Genomic DNA, 19,812 nt, shown 5'->3' with positions numbered 1-19,812 from the left:
CCAGTCATGAAAAAACACCTATTCTTTTTCTGCCTGATCGGCCTGATGACGTCCTGCGAAGTGCTGGACCAGAAGCCCGAATCGAATTTTACGCCCGCGAATTTTTATAAAAACGCCGACGATGCCAAAGCGGCTGTCAGTGCGGTCTATGACCCACTGAACAACGCAAACCTGTATAGTCAGGTGATGTGGATTTTGCAGGATCAGGCTACCGATGATGCCGAGTGGGGCAATGGTCGCTCGACCGCGAACCAGCCGAAAAACGACCTCGACAAATACACATTTACCCCGGCCACCAATACGTTCCAGGCCATCTGGTCGACGGTCTATTCCGCTATCAACCGGTCCAATGCGGTGATTACCCGCTTACCGGCCGTTCCGATGGATGATGCTCTGAAAGCCCGCTACCTGGCCGAAGCGAAGTTTATGCGCGGTTTTTATTACTTCACGCTGGTTCGGCTGTTTGGGGGCGTACCCATCATGACCACCGAAACCACCTCGCTGAATGACCTGAGCGTGGCCCGGGCGTCGGTGGATGAGGTTTATACGCTGATTGTTCAGGATTTTACGGAAGCCGAAACCGTACTGCCCGCGAGCTACACCGGAGCCGATCGGGGCCGGGCCACGAAAGGAGCCGCAACCGCCTATCTGGCGAAAGTGTATCTGACCCGTCAGGACTGGGCAAAGGCAGCGGCCAAGGCGAAAGAGGTGATCGATTCGGGGCAGTACGATTTGTGGGCCAACTTCGCGGATGCCTTTCTGATTGCTAACAAAAACGGCAAAGAAGCCGTCTTCGAAATGCAGGCCCTGAGTGGTGGTTTTGGCGAAGGCAGTTGGATGCAGGGCTACATGCGCCCCAATTTCGACCGCGTCAACGGCGTTGCCGGTTTTGGCGATGACCCCGCTACCGAAAATCTGTACAAAGCCTACCGCGACGATGACAAACGCCGGAATGTTACCCTAAGACTCTATTCGGCCACCAGCACCCCGGCGGCTCCGGCCAGTGTGTTGTTTCCGTGTTACGTCTACAAATACCTGGACCCGGCCGCCACCGGTAACGCGGATGGCGGTAATAATTATCCGATTATTCGCTACCCGGACGTGTTGCTGATGTATGCTGAAGCCTTGAACGAGTTGGGTGCCAACAATGCCGAGGCTTATGCCACCATCAACCGCATTCGCAACCGGGCGGGCTTACCCAATCTGGCCCCGAACCTGACACAGGCCCAGTTTCGGGATAGTGTGTTGCTGGAGCGACGGCTGGAACTGGCTTTTGAAGGCCACCGCTGGTATGATCTGGCCCGGACGAAACGGCTGATTAGTGCCATGAAAGCTCAGAATCCGGCGATTACTGTGGCCGAGCACCATTATCTGTTCCCCATTCCCCAAACGGAACGCGATGTGAACCCCAAGCTGGAGCAGAATCCGGGGTATTGAATTTTCGGTGTACGGTTTTCGGTATACGGTTTTTCGATTTACAGTTGAAAATCATTAGAAGTTGTTTGAATTAAGGCCGGAGGCCTGTCCTGTCACTAGTCAACAGCCGATGTCAACGAGTGACAGACCGCCCTTCCAGGGCCCCCCCCGGTTAACTCAAACAGCTTGTTAGTTAACAATGAATGGGGTATGAAAAACAACGCGTCAGCAACCGAAAACCGAAAACCGAAAACTGAAAACCGTTACATCATGCAACGTCGAACGTTTTTGCAAAGTACCCTGGCCGTTGCCCCTTTTCTGGGCAAGTCCTTGTCTGACAACAGGGAGCCAAAAACCGCAGAACCGGGTCCGGTAGTCATCAATACGGGGGTTGGCGGCAACAATACCGTCGATTTGCTGGCCCGGATCGAAAAAGATTGCCTGGCGCAGCGGCCCGAACTGACCATTCTGATGGCCGGAACCAACGACGTGAACAGCAAAAAGCACGTTCCATTGCCCGTCTATGAGCAAAACATGCGGACGATCTGTTCCAGACTGATTGCAATCCGGAGTCAAATTGTGCTGATGACGATTCTGCCAGTGTATGAACCGTATCTGATGACCCGACACGACCCGGCTTTTTACCAGCCGGAGGGCCATGCTGCCCGAAAAAAGGCCATGAATGACGTCGTTCGGAAAGTAGCTTTGGACAACAACCTGCCTTTGCTGGATATGCACCATATTTTCGAAACCGTAGGGAACATTGGTCTGGAAGCGAGCAGCTTGCTGAAAAACGAAGCCAACAGCAACAAAACCGATGGGATTCATCCTACGCCGGAGGGCTACCGGACGATGGCCGTGGCCCTTTACACGTTTCTGGTGCAGCGTCAATTGGTGAAAAACCGCATCGTCTGTTTCGGTGACAGCATTACCCACGGTGACGGCGATGGTAAAAACTATCCGGCTTATCTTCAAAAACTAGTGGCGGCCTGAGTGCTGTCTTTCCTGAATCACTATGACTTTTTACAACCCGTTCGCTTCTGAATTTTTAAAAAAAGGGTCTGTCACCAGCCTCCTGTTGGGCTTGCTCCTGATGCTGCCCGGTTATCGAACATCCACCCTCAAACCGTACGCTGTGCGGCAGGCCGATGTGATCATTTATGGCGGCACGTCGGCCGCCGTGACGGCCGCCGTGCAGGTTAAAAAGATGGGCAAATCGGTTATCATCGTGTCGCCGGATAAGCACCTGGGCGGTTTGTCGTCGGGGGGGCTGGGCTTTACCGATACGGGCAACAAGGAGGTCATCGGCGGACTTTCCCGCGAGTTCTACCAGCGGCTTTATCAGCACTACCAGAAAGACGCTAACTGGACCTGGCAGAAACGGTCGGAATACGGCAACAAAGGCCAGGGAACGCCCGCGCTCGACGGCACCAACCGAACCATGTGGATCTTTGAACCGCACGCGGCCGAGCAGGTTTTTGAGGATTTTGTCAGGGAAAATAAACTGACGGTGTACCGCAACGAATGGCTGGACCGGTCGGCGAAAGGCGTTCAGAAACAGGCGGGGGCCATCACGTCGTTCAAAACGTTGAGCGGTACGGTTTATCAAGGGAAAGTGTTCATCGATGCCACCTACGAAGGTGATCTGATGGCGGCTGCGGGCGTGAAATACCACGTCGGCCGGGAAGCGAACAGCGTCTACAACGAAACGCACAACGGCGTGCAGGTTGGCGTTTTTCAGCACGGCCACTATTTCAAGAAAAATGTGAGTCCCTACAAGGTTGAAGGCGATCCCAAAAGCGGTTTGCTGCCCGAAATATCGACGGAAGAACCGGGCGCAAACGGCACCGGCGACCACAAAATTCAGGCGTATTGTTTCCGGATGTGCCTGAGCAACCACCCCGAAAACCGCATTCCGTTCCCGAAACCCGCGGGCTACGATCCGAGTCGCTACGAACTTCTGGCCCGCGTGTTTGCCACGGGCTGGCGCGAAACGTTTAATAAATACGACCCCATTCCGAACCGCAAAACCGATACCAACAACCACGGCCCGTTCAGTACCGACTACATCGGAAAAAACTACGATTACCCCGAAGCGACCTACGAACGGCGCAAACAGATCATCCGCGACCATGAACTGTATCAGAAGGGGCTGTTGTATTACATGCAGAACGATCCGAAAATTCCGGCGGATGTTCACCAGGCCATGCAGCAGTGGGGTTTGCCCAAAGATGAATTCAAGGACAACGGAAACTGGCCGCACCAACTCTACATCCGGGAGGCCCGTCGGATGCTGGGCGAATTTGTCATGAAAGAAGTCGACGCCCTGGGCAAAACCGTGGTGCCGAATCCGGTGGGCATGGGTTCCTACGCGCTGGACGCCCACAATTCGCAGCGGTTTGTCAAAAAAGACGGTTTTGTTCAGAACGAAGGCGACATCGGCGTTCATCCGGACAAGCCGTATTCGATTGCCTACGGTTCGATTGTGCCGAAAGAAAACGAGTGCAAAAACCTGCTGGTGCCGGTTTGCGTATCGAGTTCGCACATTGCCTACGGTTCCATCCGGATGGAACCGGTGTTCATGATTCTGGGACAATCAGCCGCCACAGCCGCCGTGCTGGCCATTGATGGAAAGACAACCGTTCAGAAAGTGCCGTATGCGAAACTGAAAGAGGTGCTGCTGAAGGACAAGCAGCGGCTGACGCTGTAGGGAGAAAGAGAATATTAAATATCAAATGATGAATGGTAAATGTAAAAGGAGCCCCAATCCGGCACTTTTACATTTACCATTCATCATTTGATATTTAATATTCTTTACATTAAAAACCAACGTAGCTAAGTGGTTTTACATCAGCACGATACCTTGCTATTTTCTAAATCCTCTTTATCTTTGAAAGACCCGCGAGATTTACCCTGACTCTGTTGCCTATGCCCCCCATACGTCTCCTCTTAACGGATGATCACGAAATTATTTTGGACAGCCTGTCCCTGCTGCTGAGCCGCATCGAAGGAGTGGAAGTGGTGGGCACGCTGAACGACAGCCGGGATGTCATGGGTTTTTTGGGGAATCACGAGGTCGATATCGTGCTGTCGGACATGAACATGCCGCATCTCGACGGGATTAATCTGACGCTGAAAATCCGCCAGCAATTTCCCCACATCAAAGTGCTGATGCTGACGGTTTCGGAAGATGCCGACAGCATTCGGGAAGCGTTTCGGGCCGGTATTTCGGGCTACGTAATGAAAAAAGCCGGGAAAGCCGAACTGGAGAAAGCCGTGAAAACCGTGGCTCGTGGGGAGAAATATTTCTCGGAATCCGTTATGACCCAGTTGGTGGCGCTGCCGGTAAGCGCCGTTCGGCCGCTGGACGAAGCCCCTGCGCCCCTGTCGCCCCTGACCGACCGCGAACTTGAGATCATCCGGCTCGTGGCGCAGGAGCTTTCCACCAACGCCATCGCCGAAAAACTGTTCATCAGCCCCGGAACGGTCGAGACACACCGGCACAACATTCTTCGGAAACTGGCCGTCAAAAATTCAATTGGCATCATCAAATACGCCGTCCGGCACGGCTTGCTGTAACGTCAGGGCCGTTTTAACTGGCCATCGGAATCTGGACATTCACACAGGTGCCACCCGGTTCGGGGCTTGACAGGACGAAGCTACCGCCCAGCCGTTCCAGCCGTGACTGAATATTCCGCATGCCAACTCCGTCCGAAAGCCTGTTCTCATCAATTCCTGCGCCGTCGTCCTGAATGGTCAGTTTCAGAAAACCGTTCTGGCGGTGCAGGGCAATTCCGGCACTGCGGGCGTTGGCGTGTTTGAGAATGTTGTTGACCAGTTCGAGCGAAATGGCGTAGAGTTCGTAGGCGGTTTTTCCCCGTACATCCGCGCCCGAGTCGTCCACTTCCAGCATAAACTGGGTGCGGTTCTGAACGTTCAAGGTATCCGTCAGTTTGATCAAAGCCGCTTGTAACCCCTGTTTTTCGAGGATTTCGGGCATCAGGTTGTGCGAAATCGCCCGGATGTCGTCATACACTTCGCCCATGTGATCCAACAGGCGCGTGTGCTCCCGCTGCTGGCCGTCGTCAAACTGCGACGTGTCCATGGCTTCGAACCGCCACTTCAGGGCCGAAACTTTAGCCGCCACGCTGTCGTGCAATTCGCTGGCCACCCGCTTCCGTTCCATCGTCTGACCGCGGTAGAGCGCGGCTTCGATCTCGGCATTTTTCCGGGAAAGTGCTTCGTTGGTGGCCCGCAGCCGCCGGTTGCTCCAGAACACGTAGCCGAGCGTTCCGGCACTGAGCACCAGCAACGCAATCAGGAAGTTGCGGGACTGGGCCAGTTGATCTTTTTCCAGCGAGGTGATGCGGTTTTGTTGCTGGGCCTGCTGAAGTCGGGTTACCTGCTGTTTTTTCTCAAAATCGTAGGTCATGCTGGCCACCGTCGCTTTCTGGATGGCTTCTTCATTCAGCATCGTATCGGCTTCCGCTTTATACCATTTGAAATAATACAGTGCCTGGGCGGGCTGATTCAGGTGATCGTATGAAACGGCCAGTTGCTGCAGGTATTTGGTGCGTTCGGGTCTCATTTCGCGAATGTCTTTCGTCCACGCCAGCCCGGTTTTGGCATACGGAATCGCCCGCTCATACTGCTTCAGCCCGATGTAAATTTCCCCGAAATTATGCTGGGCATTATGCTCCAGAGCCTCCTCGGTTTTCTCAACGGTTTTTCGGTACGTATCCTGTGAGCGTTGCGAATAGGCGAGGGCTTTGTCATACTGGTGGAGAGCAATGTACATCCGGCCCACCGCGCCGTATGCCCGCGCCAGATTACTGGGCAGGTAAGGATTTTCATACGCTTTCACCTGTTCGAGGTAGAGGGAAAGTGCGGATGCGTAGTGGCCTTTTCGCTCGAAAATTTCCGCTTTTTTGCCTATCAGAAAAGTTTTAACCATGCGGTCGTTCAGCCGGTCGGCAATTTTTTCGCCCTCGGCAAAACAGGCCAGCGCATCGTCATACCGGTTGAGTTTCACGTAAGCCGCGCCCAGATTTGGCAGGGTAGACCGCAGGCTTTTCCAGTCGTTCATGCTTTCCTGAATCCGCCGGGCCCTGAGCCACAGATTAATCGCTTCGACGTACTGTCCTTCCCCCATTTGCATGATCGCCAGTTCGTTGTACGCCTGTGCTTCCCAACGCCGGTCGTGGCCTTCCCGAAACTTCGCCAGGGCCTGCTGCAACAGGGTTCGGGCTTCGGGGAGTTTCGCCATGATGTTGGCATACAACTGCGCCCGCCGGAGAAAGACCTGTCCCTGCAACGACCGGTCATGGATGGCAATTGCCCGGTTTTGTGCGGTATCCAGTTGAGCATGGGCGGTTTTTGTGTCAGACAGGTAATCGGCTTCGATGCGGGCCAGGGCCAGCCGGGCGCGGATTTCGCCCGTCGGGTAGTTCGCTTTTTGGGCCACCCGCATACCCGCACGAAGCGTCTGGATGGCGAGTGAATCATAGCCATTCCACCAGAAGTTGGTGGCCAGTTCGTGTAAGGTCATGACGCGAAAACTATCGGCCTGAGGCTGTTTCAGCCGGTTTTGCAGCGAATCGATCACCGGGTTCTGGGCAAAGGCGAACGTACCGGAAAGTAGCAGGAGCAGGAGGTTGCGCATGGCCTGAAAAGAGAAAGAAGATGCCGAAATTACGGATATAAAACGTTCAATAACAACGGACTACCGCAAAATATAGGTTTTCCTATAGACGCAAAATACAGGTTTCCCGGAGTCGAAAATCAGGGCTTTTCCCGATTTCCTGCTGCCGACCGATTCCCCACCTTTGTATTGTCCAAACGGCAAAAAAAACAAGCCTACAACGTATTAACTCCTGTCACTCATGGCTACTCGAATAGAACGGTTTGTCATCCGTCATCTTACCGGCACCAAAGCCAACCAGGTCGAAGAATTCGACTACAAGAAGTATACCGAACTGACGTTCGGCCGGGGCATCGCCAACGACCTGCTGTTCGATCCCGAACTGGATTCGACGGTTTCCCGCGAACACGGCAAACTCGTGAAAGAAGAAGGTCCGCTGCCGGTTTTCAAGGTGATCGATAACAACTCCCGGAACGGTATTTTCGTCAACAAAACCCGCATTGTCGGCTCGGCGGTTCTGCAACCGGGCGACGAAGTGCAGCTTGGCCAGGGCGGCCCGGTTTTTCAGTTCGACCTCAGTCCCCGCCCCGCCGAATGGATGCAAAGCACGCGGGTGGTCGAGATGCCGACGCCCTACAACCCAACCAGTGAATTCAAAATGCCGGTGCCGGTTTCCGACGCAGAGGAATTTTCCGGTGTGCCGGCCAAAGTGGGCCTGGGCAAACAAACCGTAGAACGGATGATGGTGACCGAACGCAAAAAAACAACGCGCTCGGTGCTGGTGGGAGCCGCCCTGGTGCTGGCCATTCTTTCCGGCATTGCCTTCGCGTTTAAAGACCAGTTTCGAACCAACACCACGGTGGTCGTCAACCGCCCCGTTGTGCTACCGGCTTCCAAACCGGATCATTCCCTGACGACCGAGCAAATTGCCACCGCCAACACCAGCAAAGTGGTTTTTATTGAATTTGGTTACAAACTGATCTACACCCCGACTGGCGACGATATTTACCACCAGTATATGCCGGTCAAACAATGGGACGGCACTACGAAAAATTTTCCGATGTACATTGAAGTCGAACCCGGCCAGATCGAACCGCTGCTGGGGCTGAAAAAAGACGTGGCCGTGGGTGAGCCGATTGCCATGCACGGGGCCAGCGGGTCGGGTTTCGTGGTTTCGCCCCAAGGCCACATTCTGACCAATCGCCACGTGGCTGCCGCCTGGAATTCCTACTACAGTTTCCCGCCCGATGCGTTTCCCGGCCTGTTGCTGGTACAGGGTGCCAAGGGTTGGGAAATCAGCCCGGAGCGGGTGCAGCCGTTCCGCTGGGTGCCGGGTGAAACACGGTTTTTTGGCAAAAAACCGATGTCGGGGAAAGTCATCGAAGGCGTCAATACCTACCTTGATGTCACTTTTAACAAAAATGAGCAGCGTTTTCCGGCCAGTGGCAAACCCATCATTTCGCCGAAACACGATGTGGCCATGATCAAAATTGACCTGGCCGAAACGCTGTCGCCCGTTCAGATGCGTAATGCGGAAAAAGACATTGCCTCGGGCCAGTTGGTCACGGTGATGGGTTATCCCGGTATTTCGCCGGATGTGTTTGTGGGTGAAAATTCGTCGGATTTTGCGAACCGCAACCCGCAGTTTGTCAAGGTGCCGGACGTGACCGTCACCCCCGGCAACGTCGGCAAAATCATCAAAGGCCAGAGCAGCGGTAAGTCGTCCAGTTATTACAGCGAGTTCGGGGATTATTACCAGCTCACGGTGAACGCCACCGGCGCGGGCAACAGCGGAGGGCCGGTTTTCGACCGGGAAGGCAACGTCATCGGCATATTCACCGCCAGTAACACCACGCAGGATGCGACCCGCATCACCTTCGCCGTGCCCATCTCGTATGGCCTGGAACTGATGGGACGTCGGCAGGTGGTCGATTGATTCAAGTCCTGAAAAGATGCTTTAACGAACTGATAGTAAGAGCGTTCATGAAAAAAATCGTCCAGTATCTTTTCGGGAAAAAATTGTCACCCGCCTTGCCGGAAACCGTTGAAGAAAGCGTGTCGGCGGAACGCGGGGGGGAAGAGTCGACCCCGCTGCCCGTCGTTTCCGGCGACCTCAATGCCATCGTCGTTTCGGACATTGGGAATGTCCGGAAAAACAACGAAGACACCGGTTTGTTCGTCCGGCTGGCCGATGAAGGCATCCGCCGGGTTAAAGGGTATCTGTTGCTGGTGGCGGATGGCATGGGCGGGCATCTGGCCGGGGAGATTGCCAGTCAGATGGCCGCCGAGATGGTCAGCCGGGAATATTTTCAATTCCGCGACACCACCGAAAATAGCCTGATGCGTGCTTTTCAGATTGCCAACCGGCAAATTTTTGACGAGTCGCTTCAGCACGAAACCTTCCGGGGTATGGGGACAACCTGCACCGCCGTGGTGGTTCAGAACGAGCAACTGTATTTTGCGCATGTGGGCGACAGCCGGGCGTATCTGTACAAAAATGGCCAGCTCGTTCAGTTAACAGAAGACCATACGTATGTCCAGCAATTGCTGAACATGGGAGAAATCACGGAGGAAAAAGCCGCCCGTCATCCCGAGCGTAACGTCCTGACGCAGGCTATGGGGACCAAAGCCGACATTCGGGTGGACCTGGGCCGTTGCGTGCTGCCGTTCGATACCGGTGACCGGCTGCTGCTGTGTTCCGACGGTCTGTACGAATACTGCCGGGAAGACGATTTGCTACGGCTGCTGGCTCAGGACACCTTGCCCCGGGTCGCTTCCGAGCTCGTTCAACTGGCCAAAAACCGGGGTGGTCACGACAACATCACCGTGGTTCTGGCCGAGCGAACCGTCGCCGGAACGCTTCCCGCCCCGCGCGAAACCCGCGAAATTGACGTACCCTTTACGCGTGACAGCGAACGTCTTCATGAATAACCAGAAGCCCACCCTACAAGGCCGTCTCATCCAGCACTACCGCATCGAATCGCTCCTGGGCGAAGGCGGTATGGGGACGGTTTATCAGGCAACCGATACGCTGCTGCAACGACTGGTTGCGGTGAAAATGCTCCACCCGCACCTCGTTTCGCAGACGTCTTTCATGGAGCGGTTTCGGAACGAAGCCCTGATCCTGGCCCGGCTGAACCACCCCAACATTGCGGTTGTCTACAATTTTTTGCAGGATAATGCCGACTATTTCATGGCCATGGAGTACGTCGAAGGCGATAGTCTGGAAGCGTTGATTCGAAAAGCCGGGGCTTTGTCACCCGCCATTGCTGCGGAGGTGGTCAGACAGGGGCTTGAAGGCATGGCACACGCCCACCGGAAGGGGATTCTGCACCGCGACATCAAACCGGCCAACCTGATGCTGACGCCGGAAGGCACCATCAAACTCATGGATTTTGGCATTGCCCGCGTCAGTGGGGAGCAGCGACTGACCCAGGCCAACCGCCTTGTGGGAACGCTTGAATACATGGCACCGGAACTCATTGAAGGACAGGAGCCTTCGCCCGCTTCGGATCTGTATGCCATGGGCGTTTTGCTGTACGAACTGCTGTCGGGGAAACTGCCTTTTGCCAGCCGGACGGATTACGAACTGATGCAGGCCATTGTGCGGGAAAAACCGATTCCGTTGCGAAAACTGGATGGCCAGATTCCGAAAGAACTGGAAGCGGTGGTGCAAAAAGTCCTGGATAAAAATCCGGCCAAACGGTTTGCCGACGCCAAAGCCTTTCAAAAAGCCCTGCAACCGTTTTATGCCTCGGCCCCCGTTCTGGATCCCGCCCACATCATGCCTCCGCTGCCGGTTACGGATGTGGTGGATATGCAGCCCAATCGAAAGCTGGCGGGGGCAAAAAAGTCAGAATCCCACTTTTCAGGACGGTTTTTAGTCCAACATACGCCGGACTGGTTTCGTACGAACTGGGAATTCCTGCTGGCGGGAACCCTCACGCTGGTCGCGGTGCTGTTTCTGGGGATGCTGCTACTGGATCGCAACCCGCTGCCCAATCCCACGACAAAAATCGGTGGGGGCAAGAAACCGTCGGTACAGATTAAGCCCGTTGTTTCGTCCGTAACCTCGCCGACGCTGGTTTATGCGGATTCCCGCGAAAACCGGGTGACGGTTCCAGAACCAACGCCCGATCCGGTTGAAAACAAACCCAAAACGAGCCTGCCGAAAAAACCGGGTGCGATAAAACCCAAAACCGTGCCGCCCAAATCGGTTGAGGAAACACCGGTGACACCGCCCAAAGCAGAACCCGTTGCGCCGACGACTACCGAGCCCATGCCGGAACCGGTGAAACGACCGGTGACCCGCAAGTCGGTTGCCATCAGGCGTTTGCCGGTGAAGCTGGCGTTGAGCAACGATCTGTCGTCGTCCCGCGCTCAGGAGGGAGAGACGGTTCGGTTTCGGGTCATCGACGCGGTGGTGAGTGAGGGCGAAGTGGTGATTCTGGCGGGTGCGACGGCTTTTGGGGAAGTGACCCGGATCAGGCAGGCGGGTAACGATCTATTCCGGAAAAAGGATTTGCTCGAATTTCGGATCTATGCCGTTGAAGCCACCAACGGCCAACGGCTTGCGCTGCGGTCGGCCACCATCAGTGAAGAAGTCAAAGGGAAACCAGTGGTTTTCCCGGCCGGCCAAACCTTCGAAGTCCGCACCGGCGACACGGTTCTTACCTTTTAATCCAGTCCCTACCTAATCGATTTCTCGTACCTAAACGCGTCTTTCAACCATGCGACTTTCCTCAATATTCTTGTTGTTTTTGCTGGCTGGTTTCGTCGAATCGGCGCCCGCTTTCGCGCAAACCATTCGGCAAAAGTCGACGACCGAAGGGCTTAACCTGAGTTTACAAGGCCACATGCTCGGCTGGTCGTCGGACTATTTTCAGTTTCTGGACGAAAATTCCGGCAACGGCATCGGTTTTGGTGGTCGTGTCGGGTTTGGTCTGACGCAGCGGTTTGAAGTATTTGCGCAGTATGACCGGACGAAAATGAACCTGAAAAAAATTGACGCCGAGTCTTTTCAATTCACGAACCTGACGGGTGGGGTTCGCTTTCATTTTTCAGCCACCACCCACGCCCTGCGCCCTTTTGCGGAGATTGGGTATGTTCACCGGGCCGGGAAAGTCGATCAGGTGATCAACAACAATGCCTACGACAACATTCTGTTCAAAGGGGGAGCCGCCCACATCGGCGCGGGTCTTCATTACTTTCTGTCGTTGCCTGTGGCTCTGACCCTGAACGGTTCTTTTCAGGCGGGTGGTAAATCGGCCATCGATCTGAACGGCGAACGGACGACGGACAAAGCCGATGTCAGCACCTTTCGGATTTCAGCGGGGATTGTGCTGTATTTGAGTGAATTGTGAAGTTCGAAACCCTGACAGCGACGGGCCACCGATGTGGTCGAAGACCCTGTCAGGGTTTCGAATCGTTCCGTTAGGACAATGCTTCCGCGAAGGTTTCTTTCGCTTTGGCGACCACTTCTTTGGCCGTGCTGACGGCATCTTTGATGCTGTTCAATCCGCTGAGCAGGCTGTCTTTCACATCGTCGTATACGTCGTCGGCACCGGATTTGATTTTACCCGCTTTGTAGCGATACCGGACTTTGTCGTATTCGCTGCTATTGGCATATACGAGGGCAATGGCCGCTCCGGCCAGCACCACAGCCGCCAGACCGATTCCCCACGTCAAAGCCGCTTTGTTGTCTTTTTCGTCGGTTTTGGGTTCCGCTTTCGGTTGCATGGTCTTCCGCATCATCCCAGCCAGGGTTTCCTGCGGAGCCACGTATGACACCACTTCGTAGGCTTTGTTGACCAAGCCGCCTGGTACGACTTTCGACGCTCCTTTCATCAATGCGTGATATGCATCTTTGGCAACCGTGGCCGGATTGTCCAGATTCTCAGTTGCTTTCGTGTTCGCGGCACCGGCTTTGTTGAAGAAGTCGGTATCGGTGGCGTTGGGAAGCAAAGCCGTCACACTGACGTTGGTGTCCTTCAATTCGTTGATCAGCGACTGTGTAAAATTATAAATATAGGCCTTCGTGGCGGCATATACCGCCATCAGCGGCATGGGGGTTATCGATACCAGCGACGCCAGGTTCAGGATTTTTCCCTCATTCCGCTCCACCATCTCTTTCAGAAAGAGCTTGGTCATCTGCGTGGTGGTCAGGACGTTCAGGTGAATCAGCGATTTTTCCCGTTCCCAGTCGGTTTCGGTGGCAAAAAGCCCGTAGAGGCCGACACCGGCGTCATTGACCAGGACATCGACCGATAGATTTTTCGCTTTGACCTGATTATAGACATCCTGAGCGGCATCTTCTTCCGAAAGGTCTTTCGTAATGACCGCCGTTTCAACCCCGTATTCGTCCCAAAACCGTCCGCCGAGTTCGTTCAGAACATCGGTGCTGCGGGCAACAAGTATCAGGTTGTAACCATCTTTTGCAAACAGTTTTGCCAGTTCCTGGCCGATTCCGCTGGAGGCTCCCGTTATCAGTGCTGTTTTGCTTGCCTTTGTCGTCATGATGTGCGTTGGTTGATTCGTTTCAATCTAACTGCCTGGACGGTCAGATGGTTGGAAATATTTTAGGCTTCGTTCAAAAAATCGCTCAGGGCGTTCAAAAACCGCTCCGGTTCCTGGATGTGGGGAATGTGCCCGACGCCTTCCAGTTCGACCAGTTTACCCGCTTTCATTTTTTTGACGGTCTGTTTTCCCAAAGCAGGATATACCCCATGTTTTGCCTGGTCGTCTTTGGACAGCAGGTTTTTTCCCACAACCGTCCGATCAGCCTGTCCGATAATGAGCAGCGTTGGCGGGTTCAAACGTTCAAATTCGTAGCAAACCGGTTGTTCATAAATCATCAGATAGGTGAGGGCATTGGTCCAGGCAATGGCGTTGAAATCGGGCGATTTCAGGTCGCTGGCCTGCACCCGAACGAGGTCGTCATAGGCTGGTTTCCAGACTGGATAATAGCTTTTCTGGTACTGCCGGTACGATTCGGGCGTGGCTGATTTTTCTTTCTGAAACTGTTGTTCAATGGTTTGATACGGTACAAATGTTTTGTAATCCTCCAGACCGATGGGGTTTTCCAACACCAGTTTTTCCACGGTTTCGGGATACATCAACGCAAAACGAGTTCCCAACATGCCACCCATCGAGTGCGCCAGAACCGTCACTTTCGGGATGCCCAGCGTGTCGAGCAGCTGTTTCGTATTGGCGGCCAGTCGGTGAAAACTGTAGTGAATGTCGGGGTGCGACGACTTTCCCCAACCGATCTGATCGGGCACAATGGCCCGGTAGCCCTTGGTAGTCAGCCATTGAATGACGGTTTTCCAGTAATACCCATTGAAGTTTTTTCCGTGCAGAAGAACGACGGTTTTGCCGTTGGGCCGGCTCGGTTTTACGTCCATGTAGGCCATGCGAACCGGTTTCGACTCCAGCGAGAGCGCCAAATAGCGCACCGGATGTGGATAGTCAACCCCGGACGATTGGGCGGAAACGGGCTGGATGGGTACACCCAAGAGGACGAAAAACAGGAATGTCAGGCAGGAGTGGGGCATAGTCTGAATACGGTTTCGTTATACCTACCAACTCCAGTCCGAATCGGATGGTTTTCAATCCATCTGTTTGGCAACGTCGACCGCCGGTCTTTACCGGGCCTGGGGCGGGTAGATTGGGCTGAATTTTTTCTTCATTCGTCGATAATAACATCCTAAATCCTCCTGAAATGAAACCGACACGAATGATTTCATGCTTTCTGTTTGGCGGGCTGTTGCTTACATTTACGACGGCCTGGGTTTTTACCTCTACCGAAAAAAACAGCCATTTCCTGGTGAAACCCGCGCCGAAAGCGCAGCGGTATCTGTATGTCGTAACGCCGGGTGTGCGGAATTACCTGGGCTACGGCGGACACGGGATTCAGGTTTTCGACATTGATAACCACCACCGGTTTGTGAAATTTATCCCGACGAAGGGTTTTCAGAAGAACGGAAAACCATCGAATGTGAAGGGCGTGGATGTTAGCCTGGCTACCAACTGCTTGTACATCAGCACGCTGGAAGCGTTGCAATGCCTAGACCTGACGACCGAAAAAGTGTTGTGGGAAAAAGAATACGAAGGCGGTGTCGACCGGATTTCGATTTCGCCGGACGGAAAAACGATTTACATGCCTTCGCTGGAAAAAGAATTCTGGACGGTGGTGGATGCCAAAACCGGCGACGTCATCACCAAAATTGTGACCAATTCGGGTTCGCACAATACCATTTATGGACCGGATGGGAATTTTGTGTACCTGGCCGGGTTGAAATCGACAATGTTGAACGTAGCTGACGCAAAAACGCACACGGTCACCAAAAAAGTCGGGCCGTTTGGGGCCGACATTCGTCCGTTTACCATCAACGGTTCGCAGTCTCTGGTATACGTAAACGTCAACGGGTTGCTGGGCTTCGAGGTGGGCGATCTGGTGAGCGGCCGGTTTCTGCACCGCGTGGTGGTGGAGGGCTTCAACATCGGCGAGGTAAAACGCCACGGCTGTCCAAGCCACGGGATTGGGATGACACCCGATGAAAAGGAGATCTGGCTGTGCGACGGTGCCAACAACCGGCTGCACGTTTTTGACAATACCGTGATGCCGCCGGTTCAGAAAACCTCTATTCTGGTGCGTGACATGCCGGGCTGGATTACGTTCAGTGTGGACGGAAAATACGCCTATCCGTCTACCGGGGATGTCATTGAGGTGAAAACACGTAAAATTATCACCAGCCTGGAGGATTCGAATTACAACTGGGTGCAGAGCGAGAAGATGGTTGAAATCCATTTCAGTGGTGGAAAAGCCGTGGCCGCGGGCGATCAGTTTGGCATTGGTCAGCAGAAAAAGGCACCCAAAAAAGCCTGAAAAACGCCGACTCGGAAGGTCCTCCGAAATCTCATCCGGTTTATTGACCATTCGCCCCGGTATTTTTGCCGCCAAAGTACTATGCATAGCAAGGTACCTTATGAAAAACTACCTTTGAATCATCAAAACGGCCGATCCAGGCAGTAAACAACACAAAACACGAACATCCTTAAACAACAAATCTTATGAAAACGCTATTCGCTTCCACTTTACTGGCTTTGACTTTTGCCGTTTCAACCACGTTTGCTGCTGACAACCACGAAAAAGTTAAACCAAAATCAACGTTTCAATCGGCCGTTTATCCCATGATCAACAGCATGAAGGTGAGTGTAAACGTTCAGAAAGAAACCGACAGTAAAATCAATATTCGGCTTATCAACAGCGAAGGCCGGACGCTGGCTACCAAACGATTGGGCGAGGGCCACGAGATCACGACCATCCGGTTTGATTTGTATCAACTGGAAGACGGGGTCTACAAAGTGGAAATCTCCGATGGCGCCAACACGGAGGTTAAAACCGTAAAACTGCAAACCAAAACACCCGTGGTTGAATCGCAGCGTCTGGTAAGCATGAACTAATCACTCAGCATTCGAATTATTAAACAGGAAACCCGGCCCAAAAAACCGGGTTTCCTGTTTTTTTTGTAATTTAAATTGTCTGATAAATTGAATGGTTTAGACGGCTAGGGTTTCGCTTATTCTTTCGGACAGACACGGATTATCTGAAAAGACCGACGGAATTCTTACCTTTACGGGGTAGTCCACGGCATAATTGTTGCTTCATTAAGTTTACAATAGCACTAATTTGGTAACATACTGGTAGGTCATCAGCCAATGCCGGAGACCCAGTGTGCTTAACGCCGGGAAACCGCCGTTGGAATTTGTTTCGTTGTCGATTAATTGATTCGTGGAAGCCTGATTCACATCAACAGAAAGCTTTATTTACCGGAAGCCCTTAACGAAGAAACAGGTACCGTCCGTTTATCTTTGTCAACCCGTATATGTCCCCAATAGAGCACCTCGAACGCCAACTGGCTCTTGAAAGAGAAGTCCGCAGGCAGACGGAGGCTATTCTGGAAGAAAAAAACCATCAGCTTTCCAAGGCTCATGAGCAGCTTCTTCTTTACAAAGAACTGAAAACAAGTGAACGACACTACCGCCACGTGGTGGAGTCGGTGCCGGATATTATTTTCAAAACGTCGATCGACGGTTATTTTACATTCGTCAATTCCGTTGTCGAACACTGTCTGGGGTATACCAAAGACGAAATTATCGGGTTGAGTTTCATGACACTGGTGGTGCCGTCGTGGCGGGCGTCTGTGGCGGAATTTTACCAGAAGATGTTACTGAACAAGCAGCCGAGTTCCTACACGGAGTTTCCGGTGCTGGCCAAAGACGGCCGTACGGTCTGGATTGGTCAGACGTTGCGGGTGGTGGGTGGAGAAAACGACCTGCCCGAACTGGTGGCCGTAGCCCGTGACATTACCGATCGCATCATCAACGAAGATGAATTCCGGACAACGCAGGCCCGGCTGACCTCGCTCATCACCAACCTGCAAACCGGGGTGCTGGTTGAAGATGAAAACCGTACGGTTATTGTTGTCAATCAGCTATACTGTGATCTGTTTGGGATTTCCAGGCCACTTGCCGACCTAATCGGGACCGGTTATCAGCAGTGGGCCATTCCGAACGACGCGTTGTTTGCCACCCCGGATTTGTTCCGGCAACAGATGGAAGACGCTGTCCGCCAGCAGCATACTGTGGCTAATGCGTCCGTTAGCCTGCTGGATGGGCGCGTTCTGGACTGGAGTTATATCCCTATTTTTCAGGAGGGACACTATCGGGGCCACCTCTGGCAATTTACCGACATCACGGAAAAATACCGCTATGATGAACGGATTCGCCGGAGTGAAGAGAAATACCGGGGGATCATGAACCGGATGGAACTCGGTTTGCTCGAAGTCGACGCCAATCAGGTGATCCGGCAAGCGTATGATCGGTTTTGCCAGATGGTGGGGTATACGGAAGACGAACTGATCGGGCAGCGGGCCGACGAATTGCTGGTGCCAAAGGAGTTTTCGGAATTTCTGGGCAAACAGCAGAAGTTCCGTGGGGAAGGCGGTGCCAATTCGTATGAAATGCAACTGATCCGGAAAGACGGCGAACGCATTTGGGTCATCATCAGTGGGGCGCCCATCATCGACGAGCGCGGGAACGTGATCGGATCGATGGGCATTCATTATGACATTACGCAACGGAAACAACTCGAGCAGGAACTGGCTCAGGCCAAGCAGGTTGCCGAAGATGCCCGGCATACCGAGAAGCAGTTTCTGGCCAATATGAGCCACGAAATCCGCACCCCCCTCAATGCCATTCTGGGGTTTTCCAACCTGCTGGAATCGACGGCCCTGAATCTGGAGCAAAAGGAATTTGTGGATTACATCCGAACGGCCGGTAAAAATCTGCTGACGATCGTCAACGATATTCTTGATATTTCAAAAATCGAAGCGGGGATGTTGCCGCTGGAAAGCATTCCGTTCAGCATCAGTTCGCTGGTCGATTCGATCCGGACGATGCTCGATGCTTCGGCAACGGATAAAAATCTGCGGCTGACGGTTACGGCGGAGCCCGATTTACCGGCGGTCGTTCTGGGCGATCCTACCCGGCTGACGCAAATCCTGCTGAATCTGCTCAGCAATGCCATCAAGTTTACCAGACAGGGCGGGGTTGCCGTCCGGATTGAAAAGAAGGAGAAAACACCGGAGAGTGTCCGCGTTCGGTTTACGGTAGAAGACACGGGAATCGGGATGGAAGAGGCCATTCTGCCGCATATTTTTGAACGGTTCCGGCAAGCCAGTGATTTTACGACACGGTATTACGGCGGTACGGGGCTGGGCCTGAACATTGTCAAGTCGCTGACCGAAATGCAGGGCGGCTGGATCAAGGTGGAAAGCAAAACGGGGGAAGGCTCTACGTTTACGGTGGAAATTCCGTATAAAATAGCGCCCCATCAGCCCGAACACGAGGCCGATCTGACCCTGGCGCCATCCGGGCCTGGGGGCCGCGAGGTGACCATTCTGGTGGTAGAAGACAACGTGATGAACCAGCGACTGGCCCTTCAGGTGCTCAACCGGCTGGGCTACCGGGCGCAGGTAGCCGAAAATGGTCAGGAAGCCCTCTCTGTTCTTCAGAAAGAAGAGGTCGATCTGGTATTAATGGACATTCAGATGCCGGTGATGGACGGGTATACCACCACCACCCAGATCCGAACGACGCTCAAAAGCCAGGTGCCGATTATCGCCATGACCGCCCACGCGCTGGCCAACGAACGGGAACAGTGTTTGCAGGCCGGCATGAATGATTTTATACCCAAACCGTTCCAAATCGAAGAGTTACAACGAATTATGCGTAAATACCTGCCGGTCGCGCCGGCCAAAGTTCAAACCGAAAAAGTGTATATGACGCCGAAACCCAGTTTCTCGGTGGAACCGCTCCTGGAAGCCGTCGGGCATGACATGGATTTTGCGGTTGAAATGATGACGTTGTTTCTGAACCAGACGCCAGTGGAGATTCAACAATTGCAACAGTCGCTGGAAGAAGGCGATCTGCTCGCTATTAAGCGGCTGATTCACACTCAAAAAGCCGTCATTCAGACCTTTGGTCTGAACGAGGCCGCCCGACTCATCACGGCCACGGAAGCCCTGATTGCCGACAAAAAGGCCCTGTCTGAAATCACCCCGCTGATCCGGCAGTATTTGCTGGTACTGGAATCGGAACTGCCGGTGATCCAGGCGGTTCTGGAGGCTAATTCGGGGGAGCGGGCGAGTGGGGGGTAGCGGACTTTTTTCGATTCACCGGTTCATCTGTTG

At 53.6% G+C, this 19,812-nt stretch carries 14 protein-coding genes; 11 read left to right on the top strand and 3 right to left on the bottom strand.

Translation table 11 applies throughout. The features are described 5' to 3' along the window. The first annotated feature begins 6 nt into the window (after nt 1-6). The 4 genes from F0P93_RS06575 (at nt 7) to F0P93_RS06560 (ending at nt 4,995) form a co-directional block, all read left to right on the top strand. Complete coding sequence (locus F0P93_RS06575) at nt 7-1,437, top strand: RagB/SusD family nutrient uptake outer membrane protein (RefSeq protein WP_150875539.1); 1,431 nt, start codon at nt 7-9, stop codon at nt 1,435-1,437. A gap of 249 nt (nt 1,438-1,686) precedes the next feature. Further along, a complete protein-coding gene (locus F0P93_RS06570) occupies nt 1,687-2,409 on the top strand; it encodes an SGNH/GDSL hydrolase family protein (protein WP_150875538.1) in 723 nt (240 codons plus the stop codon). A gap of 100 nt (nt 2,410-2,509) precedes the next feature. Then, nucleotides 2,510-4,126, top strand: coding sequence for an FAD-dependent oxidoreductase (locus F0P93_RS06565; protein WP_150875870.1), 1,617 nt, complete (start codon nt 2,510-2,512; stop codon nt 4,124-4,126). Between the two features lie 218 nt (nt 4,127-4,344). Beyond that, nucleotides 4,345-4,995 (top strand): response regulator, encoded by a 651-nt coding sequence (locus F0P93_RS06560; RefSeq protein ID WP_150875537.1) that lies wholly within the window; start codon nt 4,345-4,347, stop codon nt 4,993-4,995. Between the two features lie 13 nt (nt 4,996-5,008). Here F0P93_RS06560 and F0P93_RS06555 read toward each other — a convergent pair whose 3' ends face one another. Continuing rightward, the gene (locus F0P93_RS06555; RefSeq protein WP_150875536.1) at nt 5,009-7,078 is read right to left on the bottom strand and encodes an ATP-binding protein; all 2,070 of its coding nucleotides are present in this window, start codon (nt 7,076-7,078) and stop codon (nt 5,009-5,011) included. A 220-nt stretch (nt 7,079-7,298) separates the two neighbouring features. Here F0P93_RS06555 and F0P93_RS06550 point away from each other — a divergent pair, with 220 nt between their 5' ends. Genes F0P93_RS06550 through F0P93_RS06535 form a run of 4 tightly spaced genes read left to right on the top strand, consistent with a single transcriptional unit; the run spans nt 7,299 to nt 12,420 of the window. Next, nucleotides 7,299-8,993 carry a trypsin-like peptidase domain-containing protein gene (locus F0P93_RS06550; protein WP_150875535.1) on the top strand — a complete coding sequence of 565 codons (1,695 nt, stop codon included), beginning with the start codon at nt 7,299-7,301 and terminating at the stop codon, nt 8,991-8,993. A 47-nt stretch (nt 8,994-9,040) separates the two neighbouring features. Beyond that, on the top strand, nt 9,041-9,988 hold the full coding sequence (locus F0P93_RS06545) for a Stp1/IreP family PP2C-type Ser/Thr phosphatase (RefSeq protein ID WP_150875534.1): 948 nt from the start codon (nt 9,041-9,043) through the stop codon (nt 9,986-9,988). Continuing rightward, nucleotides 9,981-11,738 carry a serine/threonine-protein kinase gene (locus F0P93_RS06540; protein ID WP_150875533.1) on the top strand — a complete coding sequence of 586 codons (1,758 nt, stop codon included), beginning with the start codon at nt 9,981-9,983 and terminating at the stop codon, nt 11,736-11,738. Before F0P93_RS06545 ends, F0P93_RS06540 begins: the two co-directional genes overlap by 8 nt. A 49-nt stretch (nt 11,739-11,787) precedes the next feature. Continuing rightward, a complete protein-coding gene (locus F0P93_RS06535; RefSeq protein ID WP_150875532.1) occupies nt 11,788-12,420 on the top strand; it encodes an OmpA family protein in 633 nt (210 codons plus the stop codon). Between the two features lie 70 nt (nt 12,421-12,490). Here F0P93_RS06535 and F0P93_RS06530 read toward each other — a convergent pair whose 3' ends face one another. Further along, nucleotides 12,491-13,573 (bottom strand): SDR family NAD(P)-dependent oxidoreductase, encoded by a 1,083-nt coding sequence (locus F0P93_RS06530; protein WP_150875531.1) that lies wholly within the window; start codon nt 13,571-13,573, stop codon nt 12,491-12,493. 62 nt (nt 13,574-13,635) lie between these two features. After that, entirely contained in the window at nt 13,636-14,610 is a 975-nt protein-coding gene (locus tag F0P93_RS06525; protein ID WP_150875530.1) for an alpha/beta fold hydrolase, read from the bottom strand. Between the two features lie 167 nt (nt 14,611-14,777). On the opposite strand from F0P93_RS06525, the gene F0P93_RS06520 reads away from it, so the two are divergent. The 3 genes from F0P93_RS06520 to F0P93_RS06510 all read left to right on the top strand — a co-directional run bounded on the left by F0P93_RS06520 (nt 14,778) and on the right by F0P93_RS06510 (nt 19,779). Next, entirely contained in the window at nt 14,778-15,944 is a 1,167-nt protein-coding gene (locus tag F0P93_RS06520; protein WP_150875529.1) for a YncE family protein, read from the top strand. Nucleotides 15,945-16,129: 185 nt separating this feature from the next. After that, nucleotides 16,130-16,522 carry a T9SS type A sorting domain-containing protein gene (locus F0P93_RS06515; RefSeq protein WP_150875528.1) on the top strand — a complete coding sequence of 131 codons (393 nt, stop codon included), beginning with the start codon at nt 16,130-16,132 and terminating at the stop codon, nt 16,520-16,522. A gap of 422 nt (nt 16,523-16,944) precedes the next feature. Next, the gene (locus tag F0P93_RS06510; RefSeq protein ID WP_150875527.1) at nt 16,945-19,779 is read left to right on the top strand and encodes a PAS domain S-box protein; all 2,835 of its coding nucleotides are present in this window, start codon (nt 16,945-16,947) and stop codon (nt 19,777-19,779) included. Nucleotides 19,780-19,812 lie beyond the last annotated feature (33 nt).

It is taken from the genome of Larkinella humicola (assembly GCF_008727875.1).
Classification (GTDB): domain Bacteria; phylum Bacteroidota; class Bacteroidia; order Cytophagales; family Spirosomataceae; genus Larkinella; species Larkinella humicola.
This window is presented reverse-complemented; position numbering and strand designations above follow the sequence as displayed.